This is a genomic window from Haloimpatiens massiliensis (assembly GCF_900184255.1).
Taxonomy (GTDB): domain Bacteria; phylum Bacillota; class Clostridia; order Clostridiales; family Clostridiaceae; genus Haloimpatiens; species Haloimpatiens massiliensis.
Map to the genome: position 1 here is coordinate 428,514 of NZ_LT854640.1, position 26,470 is coordinate 454,983.

Annotated in this window: 23 protein-coding genes and 2 riboswitches; of the genes, 19 read left to right on the forward strand and 4 right to left on the reverse strand. The window is 30.3% G+C overall.

The genetic code is table 11. From position 1 onward, the window contains the following. Nucleotides 1-13 precede the first annotated feature (13 nt). The 4 genes from C1715_RS10195 to C1715_RS10210 all read left to right on the forward strand — a co-directional run bounded on the left by C1715_RS10195 (nucleotide 14) and on the right by C1715_RS10210 (nucleotide 7,078). Nucleotides 14-1,759, forward strand: a complete 1,746-nt coding sequence (locus C1715_RS10195) for an ABC transporter ATP-binding protein (RefSeq protein WP_102400387.1) — start codon at nucleotides 14-16, stop codon at nucleotides 1,757-1,759. Further along, nucleotides 1,746-3,494, forward strand: a complete 1,749-nt coding sequence (locus C1715_RS10200) for an ABC transporter ATP-binding protein (protein ID WP_102400388.1) — start codon at nucleotides 1,746-1,748, stop codon at nucleotides 3,492-3,494. Before C1715_RS10195 ends, C1715_RS10200 begins: the two co-directional genes overlap by 14 nt. Nucleotides 3,495-3,550: 56 nt before the next feature. Then, nucleotides 3,551-3,724, forward strand: a riboswitch (cobalamin riboswitch). A gap of 278 nt (nucleotides 3,725-4,002) precedes the next feature. Next, the gene (locus C1715_RS10205; RefSeq protein WP_102400389.1) at nucleotides 4,003-5,043 is read left to right on the forward strand and encodes a magnesium chelatase ATPase subunit I; all 1,041 of its coding nucleotides are present in this window, start codon (nucleotides 4,003-4,005) and stop codon (nucleotides 5,041-5,043) included. A gap of 73 nt (nucleotides 5,044-5,116) precedes the next feature. Next, nucleotides 5,117-7,078 carry a magnesium chelatase subunit D family protein gene (locus tag C1715_RS10210; RefSeq protein WP_102401926.1) on the forward strand — a complete coding sequence of 654 codons (1,962 nt, stop codon included), beginning with the start codon at nucleotides 5,117-5,119 and terminating at the stop codon, nucleotides 7,076-7,078. A gap of 71 nt (nucleotides 7,079-7,149) precedes the next feature. Here C1715_RS10210 and C1715_RS10215 read toward each other — a convergent pair whose 3' ends face one another. Beyond that, a complete protein-coding gene (locus C1715_RS10215) occupies nucleotides 7,150-8,538 on the reverse strand; it encodes an IS4 family transposase (RefSeq protein WP_102398663.1) in 1,389 nt (462 codons plus the stop codon). Between the two features lie 398 nt (nucleotides 8,539-8,936). On the opposite strand from C1715_RS10215, the gene C1715_RS10220 reads away from it, so the two are divergent. The 9 genes from C1715_RS10220 to C1715_RS10255 all read left to right on the forward strand — a co-directional run bounded on the left by C1715_RS10220 (nucleotide 8,937) and on the right by C1715_RS10255 (nucleotide 16,187). Beyond that, nucleotides 8,937-9,302 carry a NifB/NifX family molybdenum-iron cluster-binding protein gene (locus C1715_RS10220; RefSeq protein WP_102400390.1) on the forward strand — a complete coding sequence of 122 codons (366 nt, stop codon included), beginning with the start codon at nucleotides 8,937-8,939 and terminating at the stop codon, nucleotides 9,300-9,302. Between the two features lie 18 nt (nucleotides 9,303-9,320). Next, nucleotides 9,321-10,157, forward strand: a complete 837-nt coding sequence (locus tag C1715_RS10225; RefSeq protein WP_102400391.1) for an ATP-binding protein — start codon at nucleotides 9,321-9,323, stop codon at nucleotides 10,155-10,157. After that, nucleotides 10,148-11,008 (forward strand): ATP-binding protein, encoded by an 861-nt coding sequence (locus C1715_RS10230; protein WP_102400392.1) that lies wholly within the window; start codon nucleotides 10,148-10,150, stop codon nucleotides 11,006-11,008. Before C1715_RS10225 ends, C1715_RS10230 begins: the two co-directional genes overlap by 10 nt. 129 nt (nucleotides 11,009-11,137) lie before the next feature. Continuing rightward, a complete protein-coding gene (locus C1715_RS10235) occupies nucleotides 11,138-11,494 on the forward strand; it encodes a NifB/NifX family molybdenum-iron cluster-binding protein (RefSeq protein WP_102400393.1) in 357 nt (118 codons plus the stop codon). 105 nt (nucleotides 11,495-11,599) lie between these two features. After that, nucleotides 11,600-11,725, forward strand: a complete 126-nt coding sequence (locus C1715_RS20305; RefSeq protein WP_423240836.1) for a Kazal-type serine protease inhibitor domain-containing protein — start codon at nucleotides 11,600-11,602, stop codon at nucleotides 11,723-11,725. A 69-nt stretch (nucleotides 11,726-11,794) separates the two neighbouring features. Further along, nucleotides 11,795-12,286, forward strand: a complete 492-nt coding sequence (locus tag C1715_RS10240) for a flavin reductase family protein (protein WP_102400394.1) — start codon at nucleotides 11,795-11,797, stop codon at nucleotides 12,284-12,286. Nucleotides 12,287-12,381: 95 nt separating this feature from the next. Next, nucleotides 12,382-12,654, forward strand: a complete 273-nt coding sequence (locus C1715_RS10245; protein ID WP_102400395.1) for a DUF5320 domain-containing protein — start codon at nucleotides 12,382-12,384, stop codon at nucleotides 12,652-12,654. Nucleotides 12,655-12,850: 196 nt separating this feature from the next. Then, nucleotides 12,851-15,046 carry a catalase/peroxidase HPI gene (katG, locus tag C1715_RS10250; RefSeq protein ID WP_102400396.1) on the forward strand — a complete coding sequence of 732 codons (2,196 nt, stop codon included), beginning with the start codon at nucleotides 12,851-12,853 and terminating at the stop codon, nucleotides 15,044-15,046. Between the two features lie 778 nt (nucleotides 15,047-15,824). Further along, nucleotides 15,825-16,187 carry a DUF134 domain-containing protein gene (locus C1715_RS10255; protein ID WP_102400397.1) on the forward strand — a complete coding sequence of 121 codons (363 nt, stop codon included), beginning with the start codon at nucleotides 15,825-15,827 and terminating at the stop codon, nucleotides 16,185-16,187. Nucleotides 16,188-16,225: 38 nt separating this feature from the next. Here C1715_RS10255 and C1715_RS10260 read toward each other — a convergent pair whose 3' ends face one another. Together C1715_RS10260 and C1715_RS10265 are read right to left on the reverse strand one after the other, a co-directional pair. Continuing rightward, nucleotides 16,226-17,011, reverse strand: a complete 786-nt coding sequence (locus C1715_RS10260) for a YibE/F family protein (RefSeq protein ID WP_102400398.1) — start codon at nucleotides 17,009-17,011, stop codon at nucleotides 16,226-16,228. Then, entirely contained in the window at nucleotides 17,008-18,135 is a 1,128-nt protein-coding gene (locus C1715_RS10265) for a YibE/F family protein (RefSeq protein ID WP_102400399.1), read from the reverse strand. The genes C1715_RS10260 and C1715_RS10265 overlap by 4 nt, the downstream gene beginning before the upstream one ends. Before the next feature lie 164 nt (nucleotides 18,136-18,299). Between C1715_RS10265 and C1715_RS10270 the strand changes: the two genes are divergently transcribed. Further along, the gene (locus tag C1715_RS10270) at nucleotides 18,300-19,382 is read left to right on the forward strand and encodes a YibE/F family protein (protein WP_102400400.1); all 1,083 of its coding nucleotides are present in this window, start codon (nucleotides 18,300-18,302) and stop codon (nucleotides 19,380-19,382) included. Between the two features lie 176 nt (nucleotides 19,383-19,558). On the opposite strand, the gene C1715_RS10275 is transcribed toward C1715_RS10270, so the two are convergent. Beyond that, nucleotides 19,559-20,668 carry a DEAD/DEAH box helicase gene (locus C1715_RS10275; protein WP_102400401.1) on the reverse strand — a complete coding sequence of 370 codons (1,110 nt, stop codon included), beginning with the start codon at nucleotides 20,666-20,668 and terminating at the stop codon, nucleotides 19,559-19,561. A gap of 376 nt (nucleotides 20,669-21,044) precedes the next feature. Continuing rightward, nucleotides 21,045-21,150: riboswitch (SAM riboswitch) on the forward strand. A 137-nt stretch (nucleotides 21,151-21,287) separates the two neighbouring features. Here C1715_RS10275 and C1715_RS10280 point away from each other — a divergent pair. The 5 genes from C1715_RS10280 to C1715_RS10300 all read left to right on the forward strand — a co-directional run bounded on the left by C1715_RS10280 (nucleotide 21,288) and on the right by C1715_RS10300 (nucleotide 26,223). After that, nucleotides 21,288-22,568, forward strand: a complete 1,281-nt coding sequence (locus C1715_RS10280; RefSeq protein WP_102400402.1) for an O-acetylhomoserine aminocarboxypropyltransferase/cysteine synthase family protein — start codon at nucleotides 21,288-21,290, stop codon at nucleotides 22,566-22,568. A 1-nt stretch (nucleotide 22,569) separates the two neighbouring features. Then, entirely contained in the window at nucleotides 22,570-23,433 is an 864-nt protein-coding gene (locus C1715_RS10285; protein ID WP_102400403.1) for a homoserine O-acetyltransferase/O-succinyltransferase family protein, read from the forward strand. A gap of 20 nt (nucleotides 23,434-23,453) precedes the next feature. Continuing rightward, nucleotides 23,454-24,689 carry a homoserine dehydrogenase gene (locus C1715_RS10290; RefSeq protein WP_102400404.1) on the forward strand — a complete coding sequence of 412 codons (1,236 nt, stop codon included), beginning with the start codon at nucleotides 23,454-23,456 and terminating at the stop codon, nucleotides 24,687-24,689. A gap of 309 nt (nucleotides 24,690-24,998) precedes the next feature. After that, the gene (locus C1715_RS10295; protein ID WP_102400405.1) at nucleotides 24,999-25,622 is read left to right on the forward strand and encodes a DUF1847 domain-containing protein; all 624 of its coding nucleotides are present in this window, start codon (nucleotides 24,999-25,001) and stop codon (nucleotides 25,620-25,622) included. Nucleotides 25,623-25,944: 322 nt separating this feature from the next. Beyond that, nucleotides 25,945-26,223 carry a CD3324 family protein gene (locus C1715_RS10300; protein WP_035291030.1) on the forward strand — a complete coding sequence of 93 codons (279 nt, stop codon included), beginning with the start codon at nucleotides 25,945-25,947 and terminating at the stop codon, nucleotides 26,221-26,223. Nucleotides 26,224-26,470: the final 247 nt, after the last annotated feature.

A 26,470-nucleotide genomic window follows, 5' to 3' on the forward strand; every position in this document is an offset into this window, starting at 1 on the left:
GATGCTATTTAATATGTTAAAATTAAAGATTGAGTCTATGAAGCAGCCGGACAAAATTATTAATTACTGGAAAAAAGAAAAATTTGTAGTGAGTTGTATTATTATATTCGGATTGCTATGCAATACTACGGTTATTTTAGGACCTATATATCAAGGAAAACTCATAGACTCTATTGTTCATGGAGCTACCTTATCTTCTGTAACAATACTTGTAGTTACCTACGTTACTCTTATTGGAACTATTCAACTTTTTCGATATTTTAAGCGTTTTTATATAAGACGTTTTGCCAACAGTACTAGCGCTACTATGAGGTTTATGATATACAATAATATAATGCATAAAAGCACTTCTGAACTGAATAATGAAAATACTGGGAACCTAATGACAAGAGTTATTTCTGATGTGGATTTATGTGTGGAGGGTATGCGAAAGTTTACCACTGAGGTATTTGATACAGGTGTTCTCATGGTATCCTACTTAGTATCAATGGTTGTTTATGATGTAAAAATAACTATGTTATCTATTCTTTTTATTCCTATTGCAATGGTACTTGCTGAAAAATTGAAAATTGTTATTTATAAGTATTCCACTGCCTTTCGCGAGAAAAGCAGTGAAGTAGCCCAGATTACCTACGATGCTATTGAAAATTCTATGCTATATCGTGTAACTGGCATGGAGCCACAAAATACAGCAAAGTATAATGAGAACTTGGAAGATTTGCAAAACAAAGCTATTAAAGCCAGTATACTAGAAAATTCCATGCAGCCTATATACCATGTGATAGCAATGCTTGGAATAATTATAGTAATCTACCTAGGAGGTAAAAAGGTGATTGATGGCAGATGGAGTGTGGGGACTTTTTCCACTTACATAACTATGTTTACTGCCATGGCAATTAAGGCAAGTAAAGCAGCTAAATTATTTAATTCTGTACAAAAATCACAAGTGTCATGGAAGCGTATAAAATCATATCTTACGGAATATGAAAGTAAAGACATCACTGTTAAAATAAATAAGGATAACACAGTATTATCAGTAGAAAATCTTAGCTTTTCCTATGAAGAGGGAAAAGAAGATATCATTAAAAATATCAGTTTTGCAGGAAAGCAAGGGGAAATTATAGGTGTCACAGGTCCTATTGCTTCTGGTAAATCTACCCTTGCACTATCTTTACTTGGATTATATCCCTATGTAGGCAGCATAAAAATAGATGGTAAGGAATTAAGGAATTACTCGGAGTATGAGCGAAGCCAGATGATTTCTTATTTGGGTCATAACCCACAGCTATTTTCAGATACTATTTATAACAACATAACATTAGGTAGTAAAAAGGATATTACTGCTGTTTTAAAGGATGTTTGCTTTGATACAGATTTGGCAACAATGCCTCAGGGACAAAACACTTTAGTTGGAAATAGTGGAATTAAATTAAGTGGTGGTCAACAGGCAAGGATAGCACTGGCAAGGGCTCTTATTAATAAAAACAAAATTATAATATTAGATGATCCCTTTTCAGCAGTGGATATGAAGACAGAAGAAAAAATTATTAAAAATATAAAAAATAATTATAAGGATAGTTTAATTATTTTAGTTTCTCACCGTTTATCTATTTTCACTAGAATTAATAGGATTGTATTACTAAATAACCATAAGACAGTAGAGTATGGTACTCATAATGAACTTATGAAAAAATCTCAAGTTTATAGTAAAATATTCAATTTGCAGTATACGGAGGTGAGAAACAATGATGGAGAATAGTTTAATAAAAAAGTCTACTATTAAAGTAATTAAAAACAATATAGGTATAAGTTTATTATTGATATTTTCCGTTTGTGGAGTTGTTTTTACAAGTTTAATTCCTCCTCAAATATTGAAGCATATAATTGATTATAATATAGTGCCCAAAAACTCTGAGAGATTACTGTTTTTAGCGGTTATATATATTGCTGTATTATTGTTTATTGCAATATTTGATTTTGTTAAAGAGGTTTTGCTTACGGTTTTGGGACAAAAAATTACAAAGGAAATAAGAATTAAAATGATGGAAAAGCTTGAAAAAATAAATGCAAGGTTTTTCTCCTCTAATGGTTCGGGAACAGTTGTTTCACTGTTTACTAATGATGTGGACGCAATCAACTCTCTGTTTACAAGTGGCATCATCGGAATGATAGTTGATTGTTTTAAGATTATAGGTATTTTAATTTCTATTTGGATGTTTAGTGCAAAGCTTGGAGTGTTAACTTTAATATTGCTACCTATTATTTACGGTATTACACGAATTTTTCAAAAAAGAATGCTTAAGGCACACATTGAAAATCGAATATTGGTAGGCAAGGTAAACAATCATATTTCCGAAAGCTTAAAAAATATACAGATGATTAAATCCTATAGCAAAGAAAATTACATGGAAAAGAACTATACTAAACATTTACTTGATAATTACAAAACAGTTGAGAAGGTAAATTTTTATGATTCTGTATTCTCTCCAATTATTCAGATTATTCGTGCTACAGTTATTGGACTTATTGTAATATTGTCATCGAAACAATTAAATTATCTAGGTATATCTTTAGGTATGGTTGCAGCATCCATTGAATTAATATCTAACTTATTTACACCTATTGAGAACTTGGGTGTGGAACTACAAAGTATTCAAAAGGCTTTATCTGGCATCCACAGAGTGGATAATTTTTACGATGAAAACGAGGATGACTCTAAGAAAAATGAATTAAAGATAGAGGATATCATTAATATAGGTGGAGACGATAGATTATCATTTAATGATGTCACTTTTCAATATGAAGGGGGCAATGATGTTCTTAAGAATATTAATCTTAATTTAAAATCAAATGAGAAGGTTACTTTTGTAGGCAGAACAGGGGTTGGAAAATCTACATTATTCAAGTTGATTATGGGGATTCTTAAACCATCAAAGGGGAGCATCACAATAAACGGCATTGATGTTTACCAAATCCCCAATTCGCAAAAACGTAAAATATTTGGATATGTGGATCAAGACTTTCATATTATAAAGGGAACAGTAGCAGATCAAATTAGTCTTAAGGACGAGAATATTACAAGGAGACAAATTGAAGATGCCTTGTATTTTGTAGGTATGACAGATTATATAGTAACTTTGGAAAATGGTATAGACACTCAAATAACGAGTCATACACTTTTTTCACAGGGACAAAAGCAGCTTTTGGCAATAGCAAGAGCCATTGTGACAGAACCTCCTATACTTCTTTTGGACGAGATTACAGCTAATCTTGATTCTATTACAGAAGAGAAAATAGTATCTGTACTGCAAAAGGCAAGTGAAGCCCATACAATATTGTCCATATCGCACCGTTTATCATCTATAATTGCCAGTGATATAGTGGTAATTTTAGAGGATGGGAGAGTTAAAAGTTCAGGTTCTCCTGAAGAACTTTTACAAAATGATGATTGGTATCGCAGCCATATTGAACTAGAGAAAATGACTTGGAGCTAAAATTATAAATCTTGCATTTTATAGAACCAATTGCTATAATTACAATTGCGTTAAAAATTTAATATGTTGTTTTAGGTATCAGATGATGATTTAATAGGGAAAGTGGTTAAAATCCACTGCAGCCCCCGCTACTGTATACGGAGACGAAACCAAATCCACTGGAGTAATCTGGGAAGGATGGTAGAGAGTGACCCGTAAGCCAGGAGACCTGCCTAAATCAGTATATGAAGCTTCGGAGGGAAGTAAAACATATTTAACAACGACTTTAAGTATTTTTGTAAAATATTTAAGGTACTATTCATTATAGATATATAAACCTTCGCTTTGCGGAGGTTTTGTTTTTTACATAATAAAAATACTTTATTCACAAAAAACATTATGAAATTTTTAAAATCAACAAGCTTTAGATGTTCCTATTATGATAGTATTTTCGAACTTTGATATTTGCGGTTTGAATATAGGGACAAGTTATAACTTATAAGTTAGAAGAATGAGAGGAGTTTTTCAAATGAAAAATATAATGAGTGTTTATCCATTTACAGCAATTGTTGGACAGGAAAATATGAAGAAGGCGTTGATACTTAATGTTATAAATCCATCTCTTGGAGGAGTTTTAATTAGAGGAGAGAAGGGAACGGCTAAATCTACAGCAGTTCGCGCTTTAGCAGAGCTTTTACCAGAAAAAACACAGGTTGAAGGATGTATTTTTGGATGTAATCCTCAGGATAAAAGTACTATGTGTGCGAAATGTTGTGAAAAAGCATCGGCAGGTAAAAAATTAAGTGAAGTTAAGGAAAAAATGAAAGTGGTAGATTTACCTGTTAGTGCTACAGAGGATAGGGTAGTAGGTACTTTAGATATTGAATATGCAATTAAAAAGGGGGAAAAGAAATTTGAGCCAGGAATTTTAGCTGAGGCAAACAGAAATATTCTTTATGTTGACGAAGTAAATCTTCTGGATGATCATGTAGTGGATGTTTTATTAGATTCTGCAGCTATGGGTGTAAATACCATAGAAAGAGAAGGGGTATCTTTTTCTCATCCAGCAAAATTTATTCTTGTAGGTACTATGAATCCAGAGGAAGGAGATTTAAGACCTCAACTTTTAGATAGATTTGGCATGGTGGTTGATGTAATAGGAGAAAGGGATAATGACAAAAGAGTTCAAGTAATAAAAAGAAGACTTGAATATGAAAAGGATAAAGAAGCTTTTATATCAAGCTATAATGAAGAACAGCAGAAGTTAAGAGATAAAATTTTAAAAGCGAAAGAAGTTCTTAAAGAAGTAATTTTTGATGATAAAATACTGGAAATGGCTGCATCCATAAGTATAGAAATGGATGTAGATGGTCACAGAGCAGATATAAGTATGATTAAAACTGCAATAACAATAGCTGCCTTTAATGGTAGATATAAAGTTAATAGCAAAGATATGATAGAAGCAGCAGAACTTACACTTCCACATAGAATGAGAAGAAAACCATTTGAAGAAGGTGTTATAAACTTTTCCAGAGTGGAAGAAATAATAAATGAAATAGCAATGGCTTAATAGAAACATACAATTGATAGAATACAGATTATAATTGAAGGATTATGAAGGAGAAAGGAGTGGTTTTAGGGTGATGAAAAGAAATTGTGTATATCCTTTTTCGGCAATTATAGGACAGGAAAAAGTTAAAAAAGCTCTTATGCTCAATGTAATTAATCCATCTATAGGAGGGGTTTTAATAAGTGGAGAAAAAGGCACAGCAAAATCTACACTAGTAAGAGGGCTGGCTCAGTTGATGAAAGATATGCAAGTTATTGAATTACCTTTAAATGTAACAGAGGATAGACTACTTGGAACAATTGATATTGAAAAGGCAATTGCTAAAGGAGAAAAAAGTTTTGAATCAGGAATACTAAAAAAAGCTCATGGAAATATGTTGTATGTAGATGAAGTTAATCTTTTAAGTGAACATATTGTAAATTGTCTCCTTGAAGTATCTGCCTCAGGAATAAATCACGTGGAGAGGGAAGGTATATCCTTTCAGCATCATTCACGTTTTGTTTTAGTTGGAACTATGAATCCGGAAGAAGGAAATTTAAGATCTCAGTTTTTAGATAGATTTGGATTATATGTAGATGTTAAAGGAAGTAAAGATATAGTAGAAAGAAAAGAGATAATAAAGAGAAGGCTAAAATACGAAGAAAATCCATTGGATTACATAAATATATGGAAAGTTCAGTCAGAGCCTCTTTTAAATAAAATTTTAGAAGCAAAAGATTATCTTATAAAAGTTGAAGTTTCAGATAGCATAATGAATCTTGCAGCAGGAATTTCTAAAGAAGCAAATTGCTGTGGACATAGGGCAGAACTTGTAATAATTGAAACTGCAAAAGCCATAGCAGCTTTTGAAAATAGAAAGAATATAACTGTTAATGATATTAAGGAGGCAGCGGAGTTAGCACTTCCTCATAGAATGAGAGAAATTCCTTCCAAAATCAATGAAACACAGGAAAATCAAGATAAGAATGAAGAAAAAGATGAAAATAAAAATAATCTAGAAGATAGTATGGAGCATAATTCTAAGCAAAATAACAATGCAATGGAAAGTAATTATGAGACTAATGAAAAAGCTAATGAAAAATCTCAAGAGCAATATGATAAAAAGGAAGGAAACGAAAAAAAAGAAGAAAATATAAATAGTAATTTACATGACAAAGAAGAGCATGAAAACGAAAACAATAAAGATGAGAGTAATGAAGTTATAGATGAAATAGGTAGAACATTTACAGTTAAGTCTTTAAATATCCAAGCCATAGATAGAAAAGAACGTAAAGGTAGTGGAAAAAGAAGTAGAACTAAAACAGATTTAATTCAAGGAAGATATATAAGATATTCATTTCCTAAAGAAAAGGTAAAGGATATAGCTTTTGATGCCACTTTTAGGGCAGCAGCTCCCTATCAGAAATTAAGAAAAAAGAATGGACTTGCTATAGCCATAGAAAAAAAAGATTTTAGAGAAAAAGTAAGAGAAAAGAGAACAGGAAGTACTATATTATTTATTGTAGATGCCAGTGGATCTATGGGAGCTAAAAAGAGAATGGCTGCAGTTAAGGGCGCTGTAGTTTCACTTCTTACAGATGCATATCAGAAAAGAGATAAGGTAGGTATGGTAGCTTTTAGAAAAAAAGAAGCAGAAGTTTTGCTTGGTATTACTCGAAGTGTGGAGCTTGCTCAAAAGAGCCTTACAACTATGACGACAGGAGGGAGAACTCCACTGGCAGCAGGGCTTTTCAAAGGATGTGAAATTTTGAAAGCCGCTAAAAAGAAAGATCCGGATATGGTGCCAGTTATAGTTCTTGTATCAGATGGAAGATCTAATTCATCACTAAATGGAGGAGATGCCCTTCAGGAGGCTATAAATATGGCAAATATAATTTCGGAGGAAGGAATACAAACAATAGTCATAGATACAGAGCAGGACTTTATAAAACTTGGACTTGCCAAAAAAATGGCACAGGTTATGAAGGCTCAATACTATAAGTTAGAAGAACTTGAAGCCGGAGAAATTGCTGGGGTCGTAAGAAGTTGTGTTTAGATTTTTTTGTTCTCATATTTAATTCTGTAATAAAAAATAAATAGATGTTCTAAACACCAGTAATTAAGTACTCAACTTTCGCAGGACAAAAAGACTAACTTCTCCTTGATATAACAAGGTAAAGCAGCAATAAAACTATCTATTATTGAGTCAATAATGTCTTTTGAAAGAAGAAGTTTTTCAGTTAATACATTTTTTAAAATATCTATAATAAGATTCATTACTTCACAAAACTTAACATCTTGAAGTTCATCACAACATTGATAAAAAAATCCACCGATAGTTCTGACATCATTATTCTTACGACTTTCTAAAGTAAGCATAATATACCTAGTAAAAACTATAGAAGTATGTGAAACCATGGAATCATAAGAACGCCCTTGAAACTCTTTAGCGAGTTTTAGAAAGGACTTGTTCATTTTAAAGAAAACCTCTATATCCCAACGTTTTCCATAAATTCTTACTATCTCGTTATCATCTAAGGATATATTGGTTGAAATTAAAGCAAGCCATTTTCTACTTCTGTTTCTGTCCCTTACAAATACAATTTTTGCTTTTACTTCATTACCATTTTTGTCAGAGCCAATACCTACAATAGCAGAAGAGAGAATTTTGGCCTTACCACGCCTTTTTCTTAAAGCAGCGTAAAGATCTTTAAGGTTCAATAATTTACCATTGTAATTGTAGTAAACCCTTGGCATTGCTTTAACCATGGCAATAGTATTAAGTTTGAGTTCTAAAATCTGTATAAGAGTTTTTGGGTACGTAAACCAGCTGTCAAAAAGAACATATGAAGCAGGAATAGCATATTTTGAAACTTGTTTAAGTAAACTAATCATAACTTCGGGTGACTTTAAAATAGCCTCCTTACGGAGTTTAGATCCATTAGTTCTTTTATCAATATTGTGATTTTCTGAGCAAAGTCTGTTTTTCTCCTTTTCGGAAGAAAGTAGAGTGAACGCAAGTGGTAAAAAAGTGTTGCCATCTGACCAGCCAAGAGTAAGAAGGCGAAAGCCCTTGATATATTTATGATCAACATGATCACGAACTCTTGCAAGAAGTTCAACAGATTTACTTCTAGATCTACTGTATAAAGAATCATCAACTACAAGTACATTAACTCTATCTTCAGAAGTAAGAGGCACAATAATGTTTTTTATGATTGATGAAGAAAGTAAAAACAGAAATTTTCTCCAATTGAAGTTTGGTGAGTTAAGGAATCTATATATAGTATCCTTTGAAAATTGATTATTTTTTCCAAATTCCAAGTTTCTAAATAAGTTTTTTCCAGTAAAAACAAGCATAAAGATATATTTAAATATTTTTATACAGGAAAATCCTTTTTCTTTAGAAAAATTACATTGTTTAAGTATGTATCCAATTTTGTTATCCTTAAAAAATCTATTTATAGTAAAATTAAGTTGTTTATCAGTAGTATCATTTGATATAATAGTATTCATAAGAAACATTCCTTTCCTTGGTGTGATGTTTGTCATGATTCTATTATACCAAAAGGAATGTTTCTTTGCTTTATATGTTTATTTTAAAGGCTTCCGCCTTAAATTTTATGTGCGAAAGTTGAGTTAAGTATATTTAATGATTAAGGAGCTGTCGCAATAAGAATAAATCCTACGATATATTGTGTTAACTTTAAATTTGCAAAACAATATATTGTATGTGAATTCTTTAATTCCACAGCTTCTTTTTTAGTTATTGGCATTTGACAACAAATCCAAAAAGAAGTAATATATAATTGGCAAATGCCAATATACATTTTAATAAACTTGGTTAATAAATTTGGATTTAATATTTAATTTTTCAGTAAAAAAATATAATAAGAAGATTTGGAGGAATAATAATGAAAATAGCAATTTCAGCAACAGGGAAAACTGTTGAAAATTTACTTGATATGAGATTTGGCAGATGTGAATATTTTCAAATTCACGATATTGAAAATGGTGAAGTTAAAGTTTTGGAAAATGAAGGACAAAATGCAAGCGGAGGAGCAGGTATTGCTGCATCTAATCAGCTTATAGAAGAAAAAATAGATGTTATTATCACAGGAAACCTTGGACCTAATGCATTTGAAATTATTGAAAAAGAGGGAGTTAAGGCATATAAGTGTAGTAATATAGCTATAAGTTCAGTACTTAAAAAATATAAAAATGGAGAACTTGAAGAAATAAAAATATCCGGTCCTGCACATCATGGAGGAAGCAATTAGATTGGAGATGATTATGTAGTGAATATAGCAGTTTTAAGTGGTAAAGGAGGAACAGGTAAAACCACAGTTTCAACTAATCTTGCTCTTGCTCTAAATGCAAATTATATAGATTGCGATGTAGAAGAACCAAATGGTTTCTTATTTTTAAAGCCTAAGGTAGAACGAATGGAAAAAGTTATGGTGGAATATCCTATAATAGATGACAATAAGTGTATAAATTGCGGAGTATGTGTAAATGTATGTCAATTCAATGCACTTGCAAAAGTAAAGGATGACATTATGCTTTTTCAAAAGTTATGTCACGGTTGTGGTGCTTGTGAAATTGCATGTAAAAATAACGCTATAACTTATAGTAAAAGAGAAATAGGTAAAATAGAAAAAGGTACTATTAGAAATTTAAATTGTAGTAGAGGCGTTTTAAATATAAGTGAGCCTATGGCGGTACCAGTTATTAGAGAATTACTTAAAGATTTATCAGAATCAGATGGGATTAATTTAATTGATTGTCCTCCAGGTACTTCTTGTAATGTAGTAAATGCTTTGAAATTTGCTCAGGGGGCAATACTTGTTACAGAACCTTCTGAATTCGGACTTCATGATTTAAAAATGGCTGTAAAGCTTGTGAAAATGTATAATATACCTTTTGGAATAGTTATAAATAAGGATGATGGAAAAGATAACACAGTAAAAAAATATTGTAGAGAAGAAAAAATATCATTAATAGGTACTATTCCCTATAACAAAGATACAGCGGTGCTTTATTCTAGGGGAGAAGTATTGTATGATTATTTAATTCATAAAAAGGTATTTGATAAGCTTTCAGAAGAAGTAAGGGAGGTGCTATCTTGGAATTAGCAGTTTTAAGTGGAAAAGGTGGCACAGGAAAAACTACTATTGCAACAGCTTTATCTGAACTTGCAAATGAAGTTGTGAGAATAGATTGTGATGTAGATGCACCAAATCTTTATCTTTTTTACAGAGGTAAGGATATTGAAAAAAATAAATTTATAGGAGGTAAAAAGGCAAGTATAGATGAATCACTTTGCATTAAATGTGGCAAATGTGGGAGTGTATGTAGATTTCATGCTATAGAGAAATTTCATATAAATCCATTTGTTTGTGAAGGCTGTGGAGCATGTACATTAATATGCCCCCAGAATGCTATAAAATTAATTGATGAAAAGACTGCAGATACATTTATTACTGAGCTAGATAAAGGAATAATTTCAAGGGCAGAAATGGAAGTAGGCAGTGATGGCTCAGGAAAGTTAATAACTAATTTAAGGAAAAATGCAAAACGATTTAGCCGAAATGAAAAATTGACCATAATTGACGGTTCACCAGGTATTGGTTGTGCTGTTATAGCTTCAATAACAGGAGTGGATGCGGTTTTAGTTGTTACGGAACCTACAAAATCAGGGCTTGAAGACTTAATGAGGGTAGTAGATTTATGTAAGCATTTTGGAGTTTTTACTATGGTTTGTATAAATAAATATGATATTAATGAAGATATGAGCAAGGAAATAGAAAAATTCATTGTTGAAAATCAGTTAGCTTTAGTAGGTAAAATTCCTTATGATGATACTGTCATGAAATCAATAAATCAATTAAAGCCTATAACCTTTTACAAAGATAGTATAGCAGAAAAAGCTATTGAAAGCATGTGGAATAATATGAAAAAATGCTTAATAAATTTTGACGTTTAGACTTAAAGAAAAGGTGTATTCTGTAAAAAATAATAAATATGTCTATGATATTTTTGAAATATGTATAAGTATTAAAAAAATAGTGTAAAGAATTTTACACTAACATTAAAATATAAGGAGGAGTTTTGAATGAAAATAGCAGTTGCAAGTGATGGAAAATATGTAAGTGGGCATTTTGGACATTGTGAAGGATTTACAATATATGAAATAGGAGAGGATAAATCACTAAACAAAAATTTTACTCCAAATCCAGGACATAGACCTGGATATCTTCCAGTATTTTTAAAGGAATTAGATGTAAATGTTATTATTGCAGGTGGTATGGGAGAAACAGCACAGCAGCTATTTAATGAAAATAATATTCAAGTAGTAGTTGGTGCACAAGGCTTAAGCGATGATACAGTAGAAAAATATATAAATGGTCAATTAAAATCTACAGGCAGTGTTTGTAGAGAACATGAACATGAAGGACATTGTAATGAATAATTAAACGGATGATTTTATAATATATAATTCAAACATTGTGTTTATAGGATTATGCAGTAAATACTGAAAAAATTAAAATCCCTTAATTGTGGAAACTTATATAAAATAGACTACGAACAGGACAAATACAATTGTCCTGTTTGTGGTTCCAATAAAGTTACTTACAGTGAAGAGACAAATTTTTGTACTAAACGGTATAACAATGATAAAAATCATCGAAGTACTGTATAATTTTATAGGCACATTAAGTGCTTTGGATAGATATTATTTAATAAAATATATAAAAAATGGGGGATTATTATGGAAAAAGTACAAGGAAATATGAAATCATGTCTTCAACCAACACCTAAAATATTAGTTTCTTGTAGAGGTGTTGATGGAAAAAATAATGCATTAGCTGTGGCATATTGCTGTAATTGTAGTTATGATCCACCAATGGTTATGGTGGGTATTGTTCCTTCACGTTACTCTTATAATATTGTAAAGGAAACGGGAGTTTTTGTGGTGAATATTGTTACAAAAGAGCAAAAGGAAATGTTTGATTATTTAGGTAGTCATAGTGGTAGAGATGAAGATAAATTTTCAAAACTTAATATTAAAGTTGAAGAAGGTGTAAAGGTCAATGCACCTTTATTGGCTGAGTGTCCAGTAAATATAGAATGTAAGGTAGTGGATTCTATATCTACTGGTTCACATGAAATGTTTGTAGGTAAAATTGAATATGTGCATTGTGATACAAAAATAGTAGATGATAAAGGTAATATTGATTTTTCTAAAATTGATATTTTATAATATTACCATAAAAAGTTATTGACATATACCCAAAACAAAGGTATTATAATGGTAACGGGTAAATACCCAAAATAAAAATAAAAGGAGATGGGTTTATGCCAAGAAGAGATGGTACGGGTCCAACAGGAATGGGATCCATGACAGGAAGAGGACTAGGACTTTGCAATGTAGCTAAAGTAGCAGGTGCAATTGGTGGATTAGGTCTTGGATTAGGTTTAGGCTGTAGAAGAGGTTTTAGAAGGAATAGCTTTAACAATTCAATCAATATTGAGAATCAAAGAGATTTACTTATGGAAGAAAAAGCTATTCTTGAAAACAAACTTAAGCTACTTAATGAGCAATTAAATACATTTCAAGATGAAAAGTAGGTAAGAGGTGGTTTTCCACCTTTTATTTACTATATATTAAAATATGTAGTTTAAATTAAAGAGAAAAAGATATTTGGTAGTGTAAATTAAGCTATGAAAAAAAGTATTAGAAAGATATATGCCAATTAATGCATAGTAATAGTTAAACATTTATATAATTTACTGTAATAGTATTTATATAAGAAAGGATAATGTTATGTCAGAAGTAAAATGCCCCATGACAGGAAGAATAAGCAAAGCAGTAGCAGGAGAAGGAACCACTAATGAGTATTGGTGGCCAAATCAGCTTAAGCTTAATGTTCTTCGCCAAAACTGTGAGAAAAGCAATCCTATGTCTAATGATTTTAACTATGCTGAAGAATTTAAGAAATTAGATTATTATGAACTAAAGAATGATTTATATAAGTTGATGACAGACTCACAAGAATGGTGGCCAGCTGACTATGGTCACTATGGACCATTCTTTGTTCGTATGGCTTGGCATAGTGCAGGGACTTATAGGATTGGTGATGGTAGAGGCGGTGGAGGACAAGGGCTTCAACGTTTCCCACCACTTAATAGCTGGCCAGATAATATAAACCTAGATAAAGCACGTCGTTTACTTTGGCCAATTAAAAAGAAGTATGGAAACAAGATATCATGGGCTGACCTTATGATATTAACAGGTAATTGTGCATTTGAATCTATGGGACTAAAGACAATTGGCTTTGGTGGTGGAAGAGAGGATGTTTGGGAACCACAGGAGGATATTTACTGGGGTAGTGAAAAAGAATGGCTTGGAGATGAGCGTAATAAAGAGGATGAAGAGCTTGAAAATCCTCTAGCAGCTGTACAAATGGGCTTAATTTATGTAAACCCAGAGGGGCCAAATGGAAATCCAGACCCTAAGGCATCAGTGAAAGAAGTAAGGGAAACATTCACTCGTATGGCAATGAATGATCAAGAAACTGTTGCGCTTATAGCAGGTGGACATACTTTTGGTAAATGTCATGGTGCTGCATCACCTAACTATGTTGGACCAGAGCCAGAAGCTGCACCTATAGAACAGCAAGGTTTGGGGTGGAAAAATAGCTATAAAACTGGTAAAGGTCCAGATACAATAAGTAGTGGGCTTGAAGGTGCATGGAAGGCAGAGCCAACAAAGTGGACAATGGGTTACTTAAAAACATTATTTAAGTATCAGTGGGAATTAGTTAAAAGTCCAGCAGGAGCATACCAGTGGTTAGCTAAGGACGTGGATGAAGAGGATATGGTAGTTGATGCCTATGATCCATTAAAAAAGCATAGACCTATGATGACCACAGCAGATTTAGCCCTTATTTATGATCCTATTTATAGAGCAATAGCAAAACATTATCTAGAAAATCCGAAAATGTTTGAGGAGGATTTTGCTAGGGCTTGGTTCAAATTAACCCATAGAGACATGGGACCAATATCAAGATATCTTGGACCAGAAGTTCCAAAAGAAAGCTTTATTTGGCAAGACCCAGTGCCAAAAGCTAATTATAAATTGATTAACAAAAAGAATATTTCAGAGCTTAAGAAAAAGATTTTAGATTCAGGCTTATCAATATCAGACATTGTAACAACAGCTTGGGAATCTGCATCAACATTTCGTGGATCAGATAAGCGTGGAGGAGCAAATGGGGCAAGAATACGCCTAAAGCCACAAAGAGAATGGAAAGTTAATGAGCCGGAAAGACTTAACAAGGTGTTAAAAGTACTAGAAAAAATTCAAAGTAGTTTTAATAGTTCACACTCAAAGGATAAGAAGGTTTCTTTAGCGGATATTATTGTATTAGGTGGATGTGCTGGCATAGAGCAAGCTGCAAAAAATGCAGGGTACAACATAACTGTTCCTTTTACTCCAGGACGTACAGATGCAACTCAAGAGGAAACGGATATAAAGTCATTTAATGCACTTGAACATAAGGGGGATGGATTTAGAAATTATATGAAAGACAACTATGAAGTAACATCAGATGAAATGTTAATAGATAGAGCACAACTATTATCACTAACTATTCCAGAAATGACAGTATTAATTGGTGGTATGCGTGTGTTAAATACTAATTATAAGCAGTCACAAGAGGGGGTATTTACCGATAGAGAAGAATGTCTCACAAATGATTTCTTTGTAAATCTTCTTGATATTAATACTGTGTGGAAGGCTTTACCTGATATTAAGGAAATGTTTGTAGGTTATGATAGGCAAACAGGAAGTGTGAAGTGGACAGCAACAAGAGTTGACCTTATATTCGGTTCAAATTCACAACTTCGTGCAGTTGCAGAGGTTTATGCATCTAAGGGCAATGAAGAAAAGTTTATACAAGATTTTGTAGCAGCATGGAATAAGGTAATGAATGCAGATCGCTTTGATATTAAAGAATAAGTATTGATTAAATTTTAGCTAGTAAATTGATGAAAATTTTACTAGCTATTTTTGACTAATATTTGAGAAAAAAATTATTAGAAAAAAATAATTGAAAATAAATAATATTAGATTTTGAAAGAGCAACTGAATTTATTTCAAGTGTTTTTATTATATATAGAAAAAATATGTTTTCAACTTTCAATATAATAGTAACTATTCAGTTGTAGTAATATAAATAATTTTTCATATAATTTTAGGTAGCACAAATAGGAGGATTACAAAGGGTATATCAAAATCATATATAAAAGCAAGTATTTGATTTTGATATCCAAAACAGATATTTCATGGAGAGTATGTTATGAAAGAATTAAGTGAGGCTGATATTGTTTTATAGTCATTAGATTATGATGAAGATACTTTTAAAAAAATAAATAGACCTTATGGTAGATTAAACTTTAAAGAATGTTATAATGGATTTGTTGAGTTTTCAAATAAATATAAAGGGCAATTGTGGCTTGAAATAATGTTAGTAGTGACAGTATGAATAAAGCAATTGAAATACTTTGAGGTATATTTATAGATAGTTTAGTTTCAATTGGATTTAAAAGTGAAATTAAAGATTATTACAAGGTATCCAATGAATCAATTGGAAATTATAAGTTTTTTAGATTCGAGAAAATGCACAGATGTTAACGGTATTATTACTTAATGAAGATAGCGTTGTAGAACATATAAATTATAAGGGATTCATTACCTATAGATTAAAATAAAATTAATTGAGGAAAGGAGTTAATCAATGGTAAGACCAAGAAAATGGAGGAGGGTTTGTAATTTACCACAAGTGGATAAATTTGGACCTGTAGATAAATTGCAGGATGTAAGTGAATTAATAATAATGACAGTAGAAGAATATGAAACTATAAGGCTTATGGATTTAGTAGGATTAAATCAAGAACAATGTGCAGGTACCATGGGGGTTGCACGTTCTACGGTGCAAAGAATATATGATGATGCTCGCAAAAAAATAGCTGATAGTTTAGTAAATGGTAAGATGCTAAAAATTGAAGGAGGAGATTACAAGCTTTGTAGTGATTTTGGAGATAAAGAAAATTGTGATGTATGTATTTGTGGTAGACATAGACATGGAAGGAATAATTAAAGTAATTTCTTATTATTAATGGCTAAGCCAACAATGGCTTAGTCATTTTTACATGTATCAAAAAAATGTGTTACTTTCTTTGAAAATAGCATTTCAGCAGTTATGAAAGAAGTTATAGGAATTACTAAAATTACACCTATTCCGCTGCAGAGGGAATGGAATATTTCTGTACAGAATACTTTTGCATTTAATATTGTTAATGGTGAATAGTGTAATTCTTTAAAAAAAATTATTAGGGTCATAAATCCAGCTATATAGGCAAAAAATAGAGTATTTACCATGGAGCCTAGAACATCTCTACCTATATTCATTCCTGAAAGAAATAAATTTTGTTTTTGTGTATTAGGATTATTTTTATATATCTCATATAGAGAAGATGATATAGAGATGGACACATCAATTATAGCTCCTAATAACCCTATTAAAATTTCACAAAAAACTATTTTGTTAAAATTAATTTGGATGTACAGTGAAAGGGAAGCTAAAGTTTCTGCATGTTCATTCCCAAAACCTTGTATTTTTGCATTATTGCCTATTTTATAAGTTATAAGTAAAGTTAATATTACTACAACTATTACAGAAATTAGAGATGCAGTGGTTTTTAAATTCATACCATTTATATAAAATAAGGTTATGATGCTAATCAATGTACAGAAAATTAGAGTAGTTTTTATAGGGTCAAAACCAATGCTTATTGATATAATCATCATAAATAAAGCTAAGAAATTAAAGATTAAAGTAAAAAAAGATTTTAGTCCCCTAAGACCACCTACAACACACATTAAAATAAAAAGAATAATTAATAGTACTAAAATTGTATTCATTTTCTAAGCTTCTCCAATCTAAAATTTTTTATAAAAAATACAGATATATAAATAGAAATGGGAATACATAAAACAACTCCTATGCTTCCAGTAATTGCTCTTATAAATTCTAAAGATAGATTAATGTTAACAATATACGAAATAGAATATCTATTTCTTAGTAACAATAGAATAATAGGAATACTACCACTAATATAAGCAAATAATAGAGTGTTAGTCATGGTACCCATCATATCTTTTCCAATTTCTATTCCAGATTGAATAAGTTTTTTAGTTTCTATATCTGGATATGTGTCATATATTTCTTTTATAGATGCTGATACAGATATGGAAATGTCCATTATAGCTCCTAAAGTGCCTATTAAAATTTCTACAAGAAATATTTTTACTGGTGGGTGAGTTAAAAATTCCATGCTTTCAAAGTGAATACCATTCCAATCATTTAATGTAATTACTAATAAAGATATTAGTATAGTGATTAAAGTAGATATCAAAGTACTAATAATGGAAGCTAGAGTTTTTTTATTTACTCCACATACTATGGTAATAGATAAAATAACAAATAAAATGCTTATAATAATAGAAAGTATTGTTAAATTATAACCATGTAAAAACATTTCAATTAATAAAGAAAAAATTAATATGTTAATTGATAAACTAATTAAAGAGCGCAATCCTTTATATCTACCAATCAAGAGAATAAAAAAAATAAAAAGTATAGTTATATAACCCATATACTTATCTCTTTTAAAACCAATTATTTTAGCAGATATTAAGTTTTTATTAGAATCCTCTTTAGTAGTGATAAAAACTTCATCGTTTATTTTAAGGTCTAAATCGTTAACTTGAGAAAATGAAGTTTTATTTAAAAGTTGTATTTTTTTGCCCTTATGTTTACCATTCTTAATGATTGCCTGTATATTTTGTTCCTTTATATTTTCTTTTTTCCCATTTATAGCTTCAATTTTAGAAAGTTTTTCATCTACAGAGGTTATTTTGGCTATGGTCTTACTATAAAAACGTTGATTATTTTCCATAAAAAAGTGGATTGATACAAAAATAATTGTAATTGATAATAATGTAATTAGAAATTTTTTACTAATTTTTAATTTTGAATTTTGCATATATAATATCTCCCTAATATTTTAATGAAAACTTCATGTTAACAATAACATATTAAGATAATGTTGTAAACGCAATGGAAAGTGTACACATTGTATACAAATATTGACAATTATAAAATGATGATATAGTATATATACAGTACATATAAGAAGGGTGTGATTTTATGAAAAAAATATCTTATTTTAGAATAGTATTTACTATACTTATGTTTTTTCTGATTTTTTGGTTATCACCATTTCATAATAAAAATAAAACTAATTCTCAGCATAATGAGGAATTTAGTAAGGCTACAGTGTTAGAAGTTTTAGAATCACATTCTTTAAATATCCAGAAGGTTAAAGTAATGGTAAAAGAAGGCGTTTATAAGGGGAAAGAGTTTACTGTTGAAAATACTCTACAATTAGGTGAGGATTTATTGCGTTTAAAAGAACATGACGATGTTGTATTGTTGATTACAGGAGAGGATAAAGAAAAATTAGATGTTACAATATATGAATATGTTAGAGAAAAAAATCTACTATATTTAATTATATTTTTTATATTATTAGTAATAATTGTAGGTGGAATAAAGGGTGTACATGCTATTTCATCTGTAGCTTTTACTATATGTGTAATTTCAATAGTACTCTTACCTGGACTTGTTAAAGGATATAATCCTATAAAATTAACCATTATATGTAGTTTGATTATAGCTTTTTTTTCACTTATTATTCAACAAGGGTTTAGTAAAAAAACTTTTTCTTCTCTTATTGGAACATTAGGTGGAGTAACTACGGCAGGAATAGTCACTGCTATAATGAGTAATACTTTACGAATAACTATTAATTCTGAGGAAATAATTAAGTTATTAAAAATATCACAAAACACAAAATTTGATTTTCAAGCTATTTTATTTTCAAGCATTGTAATTGGGGCTTTGGGAGCAAATATAGATATGAGTATGTCCGTTGCTACGGCTATGAATGAGGTAAAGGAGAGCAATAAAAATATATCTCGAGGTGAACTGATAAGTTGTGGAATGAATGTAGGAAGAGATGTAATAGGAACTATGACAAATACACTTGTATTAGCATATGTAGGTAGTTCTTTGGTTATTTTTATGATTTTTATGGCTTATAATGTTGATTTAGGGTATATAACTAATTTAGAAGATATATCAATAGAAATTTTGCGTTCACTTGCTGGTAGCATAGGAATTATATTATCAGTACCATTAACAGTTTTTGCTAGAGCTTTTATGGAATAAGTAAATAGGAAGTTTAAAAGAGTTTTACTTTCCTTAAAGTTATTTAGGGCAAGTTGTCTTGTATTATGAGATTTATTGCCATGAATAGCTTGAGACTCTATGCCTGCTTCTGTATAGAAGTAGGCATAGAGTCTTTTAAGTTTTTAAATAACATTTTTTATCTCCTTTAAAAGTGACTATCGTAAAATTCTTTTAGGGATTTTTAATTGAATTTCCTTTTCTATTGCATTTAAAGTAGTTTCATCTTTGGGTGCTGCAAACAAGAAAGCATAGCCCTCTTCACCAGCTCTTCCAGTTCTGCCTATACGGTGTATATAACTCTCAACGTTTTCAGGAATATCATAGTTAAAAACATGGGTAACCCCAGTTATATCAAGTCCTCTAGCTGCTACATCAGTAGTTATTAAATATTGAATCTCTAAATTTTTAAAGGCTTTCATTACTTTTTCACGCTTTGCTTGAGATATACCACCATGGAGTTTTTTACAGTTATAGCCCTTTTGATAAAGATCTTCCTCAAGATTATCAACTCTTCTTTTGGTTCTACAAAAGATAATAGCCATAAATGGATTTTCCTCATCTAAAATTTTACACAAGTCTTCTTGTTTCCTTCTATCAGTGGTCTCTATTAGAAATTGTTTGATATTTTCAAGAGTTACTTCCTTTTTTTCTACCATAACTAGTTTTGGATCATGCATATTTTTATAGGCAAGTTTTTTAACTTCAGAGTTCATTGTGGCTGAAAAACATAGGGTCTGACGGTTATTTGGTGTATGACTTATAATGGAGCGGACTTCATTTTTAAATCCCATAAGGAGCATTTGGTCAGCCTCATCCAATACTAATGTTTTCAAATGGTCAAGATTAATTGTGTTTCTGTTAAGGTGATCTAAAAGTCTACCAGGAGTTGCGATTACCAAGTGAATATTACCTTTAAGCTTTTTTAGTTGAGAGCCTATATCTTTACCACCATATACAGCTAATATATTTAAATCCTTAGCTTCTTTTAATTTCATAGCTTCTTGAGTTATTTGTATGGCAAGTTCCCTTGTTGGTGTTACTATTAAACCTTGAATTGTGTCTATGTTAGGAGACATATTTTCAAACATTGGCAGTAGAAATGCAAGGGTTTTTCCAGTTCCAGTTTGAGCTTCCGCTATAACATCATGACCATTATTTATTAGCAAGATACTTTGTTCTTGAATTGGTGTTGGTTCACTAATTCTTTGAGCTTTAAGTATGCTTAGTACATCATCACTAAGACCTAGTTTTTTAAAATTTATCATAATAATCTACCTTTCAACTTTCAAGTGTATTTTGTATTTATATAAATATTTATCCAATGAATAATAGCTGTAATATTATTTTTAGTTGATATGTGACGTGAGATTCATATTTCAGCAGAATAAAAATTCTATTTTAGCTGAGCTTTGTTTTATATAAACTAGCTAAGTATATCATACTTTTAGTATAATAAAAAGTGAGATAAAGTATACTTGATTGATATCTGTATACTTATTATGAAGTATACACTGGGATGATTTCTTGGGAAAAATTATCAAGCGATAACTTATATATGTAAAGTTATCAATTAAAAAATAAAAAAAGTATATTGACAGAATATTAAGTATAGTATATATTATATATAATTTAATAATTAGTCTTTTATCAAGAATGGTGGAGGGACTGGCCCTATGAAACCTGGCAACAGCTGGCCTAAATGGCTGGAATTGTGCTAAATCCTGCAGGAAATCCTGATAGATAAGAGATAGCTGAAAATATTGTTATTGTGCTATTTTCTATCTTTTATGGAAAATAGCTTTTTTATTTCCATAAAAGGTTTTAAATCATTAATGTTGCTACTTGTTAGAAGACTTCCTTAATTATTTTAAAGGGGGTTTTTTTATGTCAAAAAAATTGTCATTTGAAACATTATGTATTCAGGAAGGCTATAAGCCTAAAGTAGGAGAGCCAAGGATATTACCTATTGTTCAAAATACCACCTATTACTACAATAATCCAGATTATGTAGGTGAGTTATTTGACTTAAGTAAAGAAGGTCATATGTACTCTAGGATAAGCAATCCGACAGTAGCAGCCTTGGAAGAAAAGTTTTCATTACTTGAAGGAGGTGTTGGTGCAGTTGCCACATCTTCGGGCCAATCAGCTACGTTACTAGCTGTATTAAATATATGTAAAGCAGGAGATCATATATTAGCAGCATCTACTTTATATGGTGGAACCTTCAATCTTTTAAATGTTACCTTAAGGGAATTAGGAATCCATACTACTTTTGTAAATCCAGAGGCTTCAGGGGAAGAAATTTTATGTTCTATAAAGAACAATACTAAATTAATTTTTGGAGAAACCATTGGAAATCCAGGTCTTAATATTCTTGATTTTGAGAAGTTTTCATCTATAGCTAGAAAATCAAATATACCTTTTATAGTAGACAATACTATTGCAACACCGTATCATTGCAATCCTTTGAAGCTTGGAGCAAATATAGTAATACATTCCACCACTAAATATGCTGATGGGCACGCTACATCAGTTGGAGGAATAATTATTGATGGAGGAAATTTTAATTGGGATAATGGCAAATTTCTATCAATGGTAGAAAAAGATTTAAGTTATCATGGGTTAAAGTACGTAGAAGCTTTTAAAGAAAAGGCGTATATAACAAAGCTTAGAGTTAAATTATTAAGAGATATAGGAAATATTATGTCTCCTTTTAACGCTTTTTTAACCAATTTGGGTTTAGAGACTCTTCATTTAAGGATGAAGGCCCATAGCGAAAATGCATTGAAATTAGCAAAATGGCTTCAAAAGCATCCTAAAATTTCATGGGTAAACTATCCTAGGTTGGAGGATAATATAAACTTTCAAAGGAGCAACAAATACTTGAGAAATGGAGCTTCAGGTATGTTGACTTTTGGAATTAAAGGGTCTAAAGAAGATATAAAGGAGTTTATTAAAAAATTAAAATTAGTAGCTTTAGTAATTCATATAGGTGATGTTAGATCTTCTGTGCTTCACCCTGCAAGTACAACTCATAGGCAATTATCTGTAGAGGAACAGATTAATGCAGGAGTATCCCCTGAAATGATAAGAGTTTCTGTGGGCATTGAAAATATAGAGGATATAATTAAGGACTTTAGACAAGCTCTTAATTATATAAGTTAATATGACAATATACTTAAATAAGCCTTTTGAAGGATTAAAGCTTTTAGAAAAGGGCAGTATAGACTACTCACTAGGGTTGAAGAGAACTGAGAATTTAAAAAGCATAGGAATTTTAAATTTAATGCCAAATAAACAGGAAACGGAAGCACAGTTTTTAAAATTATTTAATTCTATAAATAAATCAGTACATTTGAGGTTTTTAAGAATTATAAATCATAGTTGTAAGAATAGTTCAATGTCATATTTAAAAAATAATTATGAAACGCTTGAGGATATTAAGAATAAAAAGTTAGATGGAACAATTATAACTGGAGCACCTCTAGAAAAATTGCCTTTTGAACATGTAAGTTACTGGAGGGAGCTTCAAGATATATTTAATTTTATTGAGGAAAATGTAAAAACCTCTTTCTTTATATGCTGGGCAGCTCAAGCTGCAATGTATCATTATTATGGTATTAGAAATTATGTTATGAATAAAAAGACTTTTGGCATATACAAACATTATAAGCTTAGGGAAGAGAGAATTTTAGAAAATCTAAATTTTCCTGTAAACTGCCCTCATTCCAGATATAGTAGGATTTTAAAGGAGGATTTAAAAAATAATCATAATCTTAAAATACTTTTGTACTCTCAAGAAGTAGGTGAGCTTTTATTATTTAATGAGAAGAAGTTTTTTATGTTAGGACATATTGAGTATGACAGAGATGTTTTAAAAAAAGAGTATCTTAGAGATTTATCAAAAGGAATAGATGTTTCAATGCCTAAAAATTATTTTCCAATAGACAATGTTAAAAAAGAACCGTTTTATAGTTGGAAAAATGAGGGTAATGTTTTATTTAGTAATTGGGTTAAATATTATGTTTAATTAAATGGAGGTAAAAATTTATGAATTATGGATTATTGGGTTATGGGGTAGTTGGGACAGGAGTTGTGGAATTGATTGAAAAAGCAAAAAGGAATGTAGAGTTATATAATCAAATTACTTTAAAAGGTATTTTGGTAAGGGATAAAAATAAGCATGTAAATAAAAGATATTTTTCATTAGTAACAGAAAGTATAGAAGATATTTTTAAAGAAGATATTGATGTTATTATTGAGGTAATAGGTGGCATTAATCCTGCCTATGAATATATAAAAATGGCACTAAAAAAAGGTATACATGTAATAACCGCCAATAAAGATTTGATTGCAGAATACGGAAACGAACTTTCTCAAATAGCTAAAGAGAATAATGTAACAATAAAATTAGAGGCAGCTGTAGCTGGGGGAATTCCTATAATAAAGCCATTAGTAGAATCACTAAATGGCAATAATATACTATCAATTAAAGGTATACTTAATGGTACAACAAACTTTATATTAACAAAAATGTATCATGAAGGAGTAAATTATCAAGATGCATTAAAGGAAGCTCAAAGATTGGGATTTGCTGAAGCAAATCCAGAATCCGATGTTATGGGTTATGATACTGCAAGAAAGTTAGCAATATTAGCTTCTATAGCATTTAATGGGAAAGTATATTGGAAAGATATAGTAATTGAAGGAATATCAGATTTAGATAAAGAGGATTTTTTATATGCTAAAAAGCAAAATTGCTGTATAAAGCTAATAGGTTACAGTAGTAAAAAAGGTGATAAGGTATATGGAGTAGTTAAACCTATGTTAGTGGACTCTAGGCTTGAGTTTTTCCATATAAACAATGAAGTTAATTCTGTTATTTTAGAAGGGGATGCTGTGGGGCAACTTACCTTTACAGGTAAGGGAGCAGGAATGTTTCCAACAGCGTCTGCAGTTTGTAGTGACTTATCAGATATAATCAATAAAAATTTTATTCGAAGCATAAATTATTCATATAATAACTATTCAATTGAGAAATATTTTTCTAATGAATGTGAAGTTTTATTAAGAATATTTACTAGTGATATTGATAGAACAAGAGAGTTATTAAAATCAAACTTTCATGAAATACTAGATGTGTATTCAAAAAAGGATGAAGAAATAGCAGCTGTAGTTAGAGTATCTTCAGAAGCGGATATGGAGAAGAGCGTAGAAAATATTAAGAGGTATCCATATATTTATAACGTGAAAAGACTAATGAAATTTAATGCTATGGCTAGTTAATAATATTTTATGGGAAGCAGTGAAAGAACTTTATTCTTTCACTGTTTTATCATAAGTATCAGTTACTTTATGGCTACAAAAATAAATTTAATTAATATAGTTTCATACATATACAAACAATTATTAATTTGCGTAATTAGTATAGTTATATGATATAATTTATTAAATAAGCAATATGTATCTAATTAGGAGCATAGGAATAAATCTCAATAGACTAAATCACTAAAGAGGCTAATATTAAGGGGATTTTATGTGAGAAAACTATAAAATTTATACCTATGGGTGTTTGTAAAGAAAGTGAGGGGTAATATGTATACTTGCGCTATGTGCAGTGAACATCATTGTAAAATAGGAGAACTTCAGAAACTACCTATTAATTGTCCATGTAATGAAAAAGAAGAACAAGAACAGATAAGAAAATTATATCTTGAAGATGAAAATAATAAATTAGCATATAATTCTGCATTAGTTGAAGCAGAAGGATATTGTAAAAAAACAAGACTTGAAGAAATAATGGATTTTGCAAATAAGTGTAATTTTAAAAAACTGGGAGTTGCCTTTTGTGTAGGTTTAAGTAATGAAGCAAAAATGCTGTGCAAGATCTTAAAGCATAATGGATTTGAGGTTATTTCCGTAGTGTGTAAAAATGGAAGTATACCTAAGGAATTTTTAAATATTAAGGATAATGAAAAGGTAAGACCGGGTACTTATGAGCCAATGTGTAATCCTATTGGACAGGCTATTTTACTAAATAAAGCTCAAACAGATTTAAATATTATTATGGGATTATGTGTAGGCCATGATTCGCTGTTTATAAAACATTCTAATGCACCTATAACTGTTTTTGCAGTTAAGGATAGAGTGCTTGCTCATAACCCTCTAGGAGCATTGTATCTATCAGATGGTTATTACAAAAATAAATTGTATAAATAATGGTAAGGTATTGGTTATTTAAAATAAAGAGGAAATAAAAAACTTATGTATAATATAATATATAGGAATTTTATTATATGATAGTTCAACTTAAGGGAGTGATTTTTTATGAAAATTATGAGAAGTTATAATTTATTTTACTCGGTAGTAAACAAAATGCTTCAAGCAAAGACCGTAATGACTCAGTCAGCTATGCTTTGCTTGGAGCCTAATGTAGTTTATTAGCTGAAATAAAACTAGGTTCCTATGTAATACATAGGTTTACTTTTTCATAGGTCTTTGCCTTAATTTTAATTTAAAAAAATTAAGGAGGAGCAAAGGCATGAAATATGTTAAAGCACATAATGTGTTACCAGAGGAGATAATAGAGTTAGTTCAAGAATATATAGATGGGGAATATTTATATATACCTAGAAAAAGTGAAAATCAAAAATCATGGGGTGAAAAAAACGGAACTAGAAATAGCCTCAAAAGAAGAAATAATGAAATTTTTAAGAAATATGCTAGAGGATATAAAGTTTCAAAGTTATCTGAAGAATATTTCCTATCAGAACAAAGTATCAGAAAAATTATAAGTAAAGAGAGAAAATTATGTTCCTGATAAAGGAATGTTTAATAAAGATATAAAATATTTTTTTGAATATCATAAGAAAGAATGTATTATTATTAGACTATATCTGATAATAATGCGTTCTTTTTTTGTTCTACTTTAATACAGAACTGTTTTGTACATATAAGGTTAATTTCATGGATGATATAATTTTCGTAAATAGTAAGAGGCCTTCTCATTCTGGTTTATCATGATTTAGGAATTTCGAAAGGGGTTGAATTAACTGATATGAAATTGT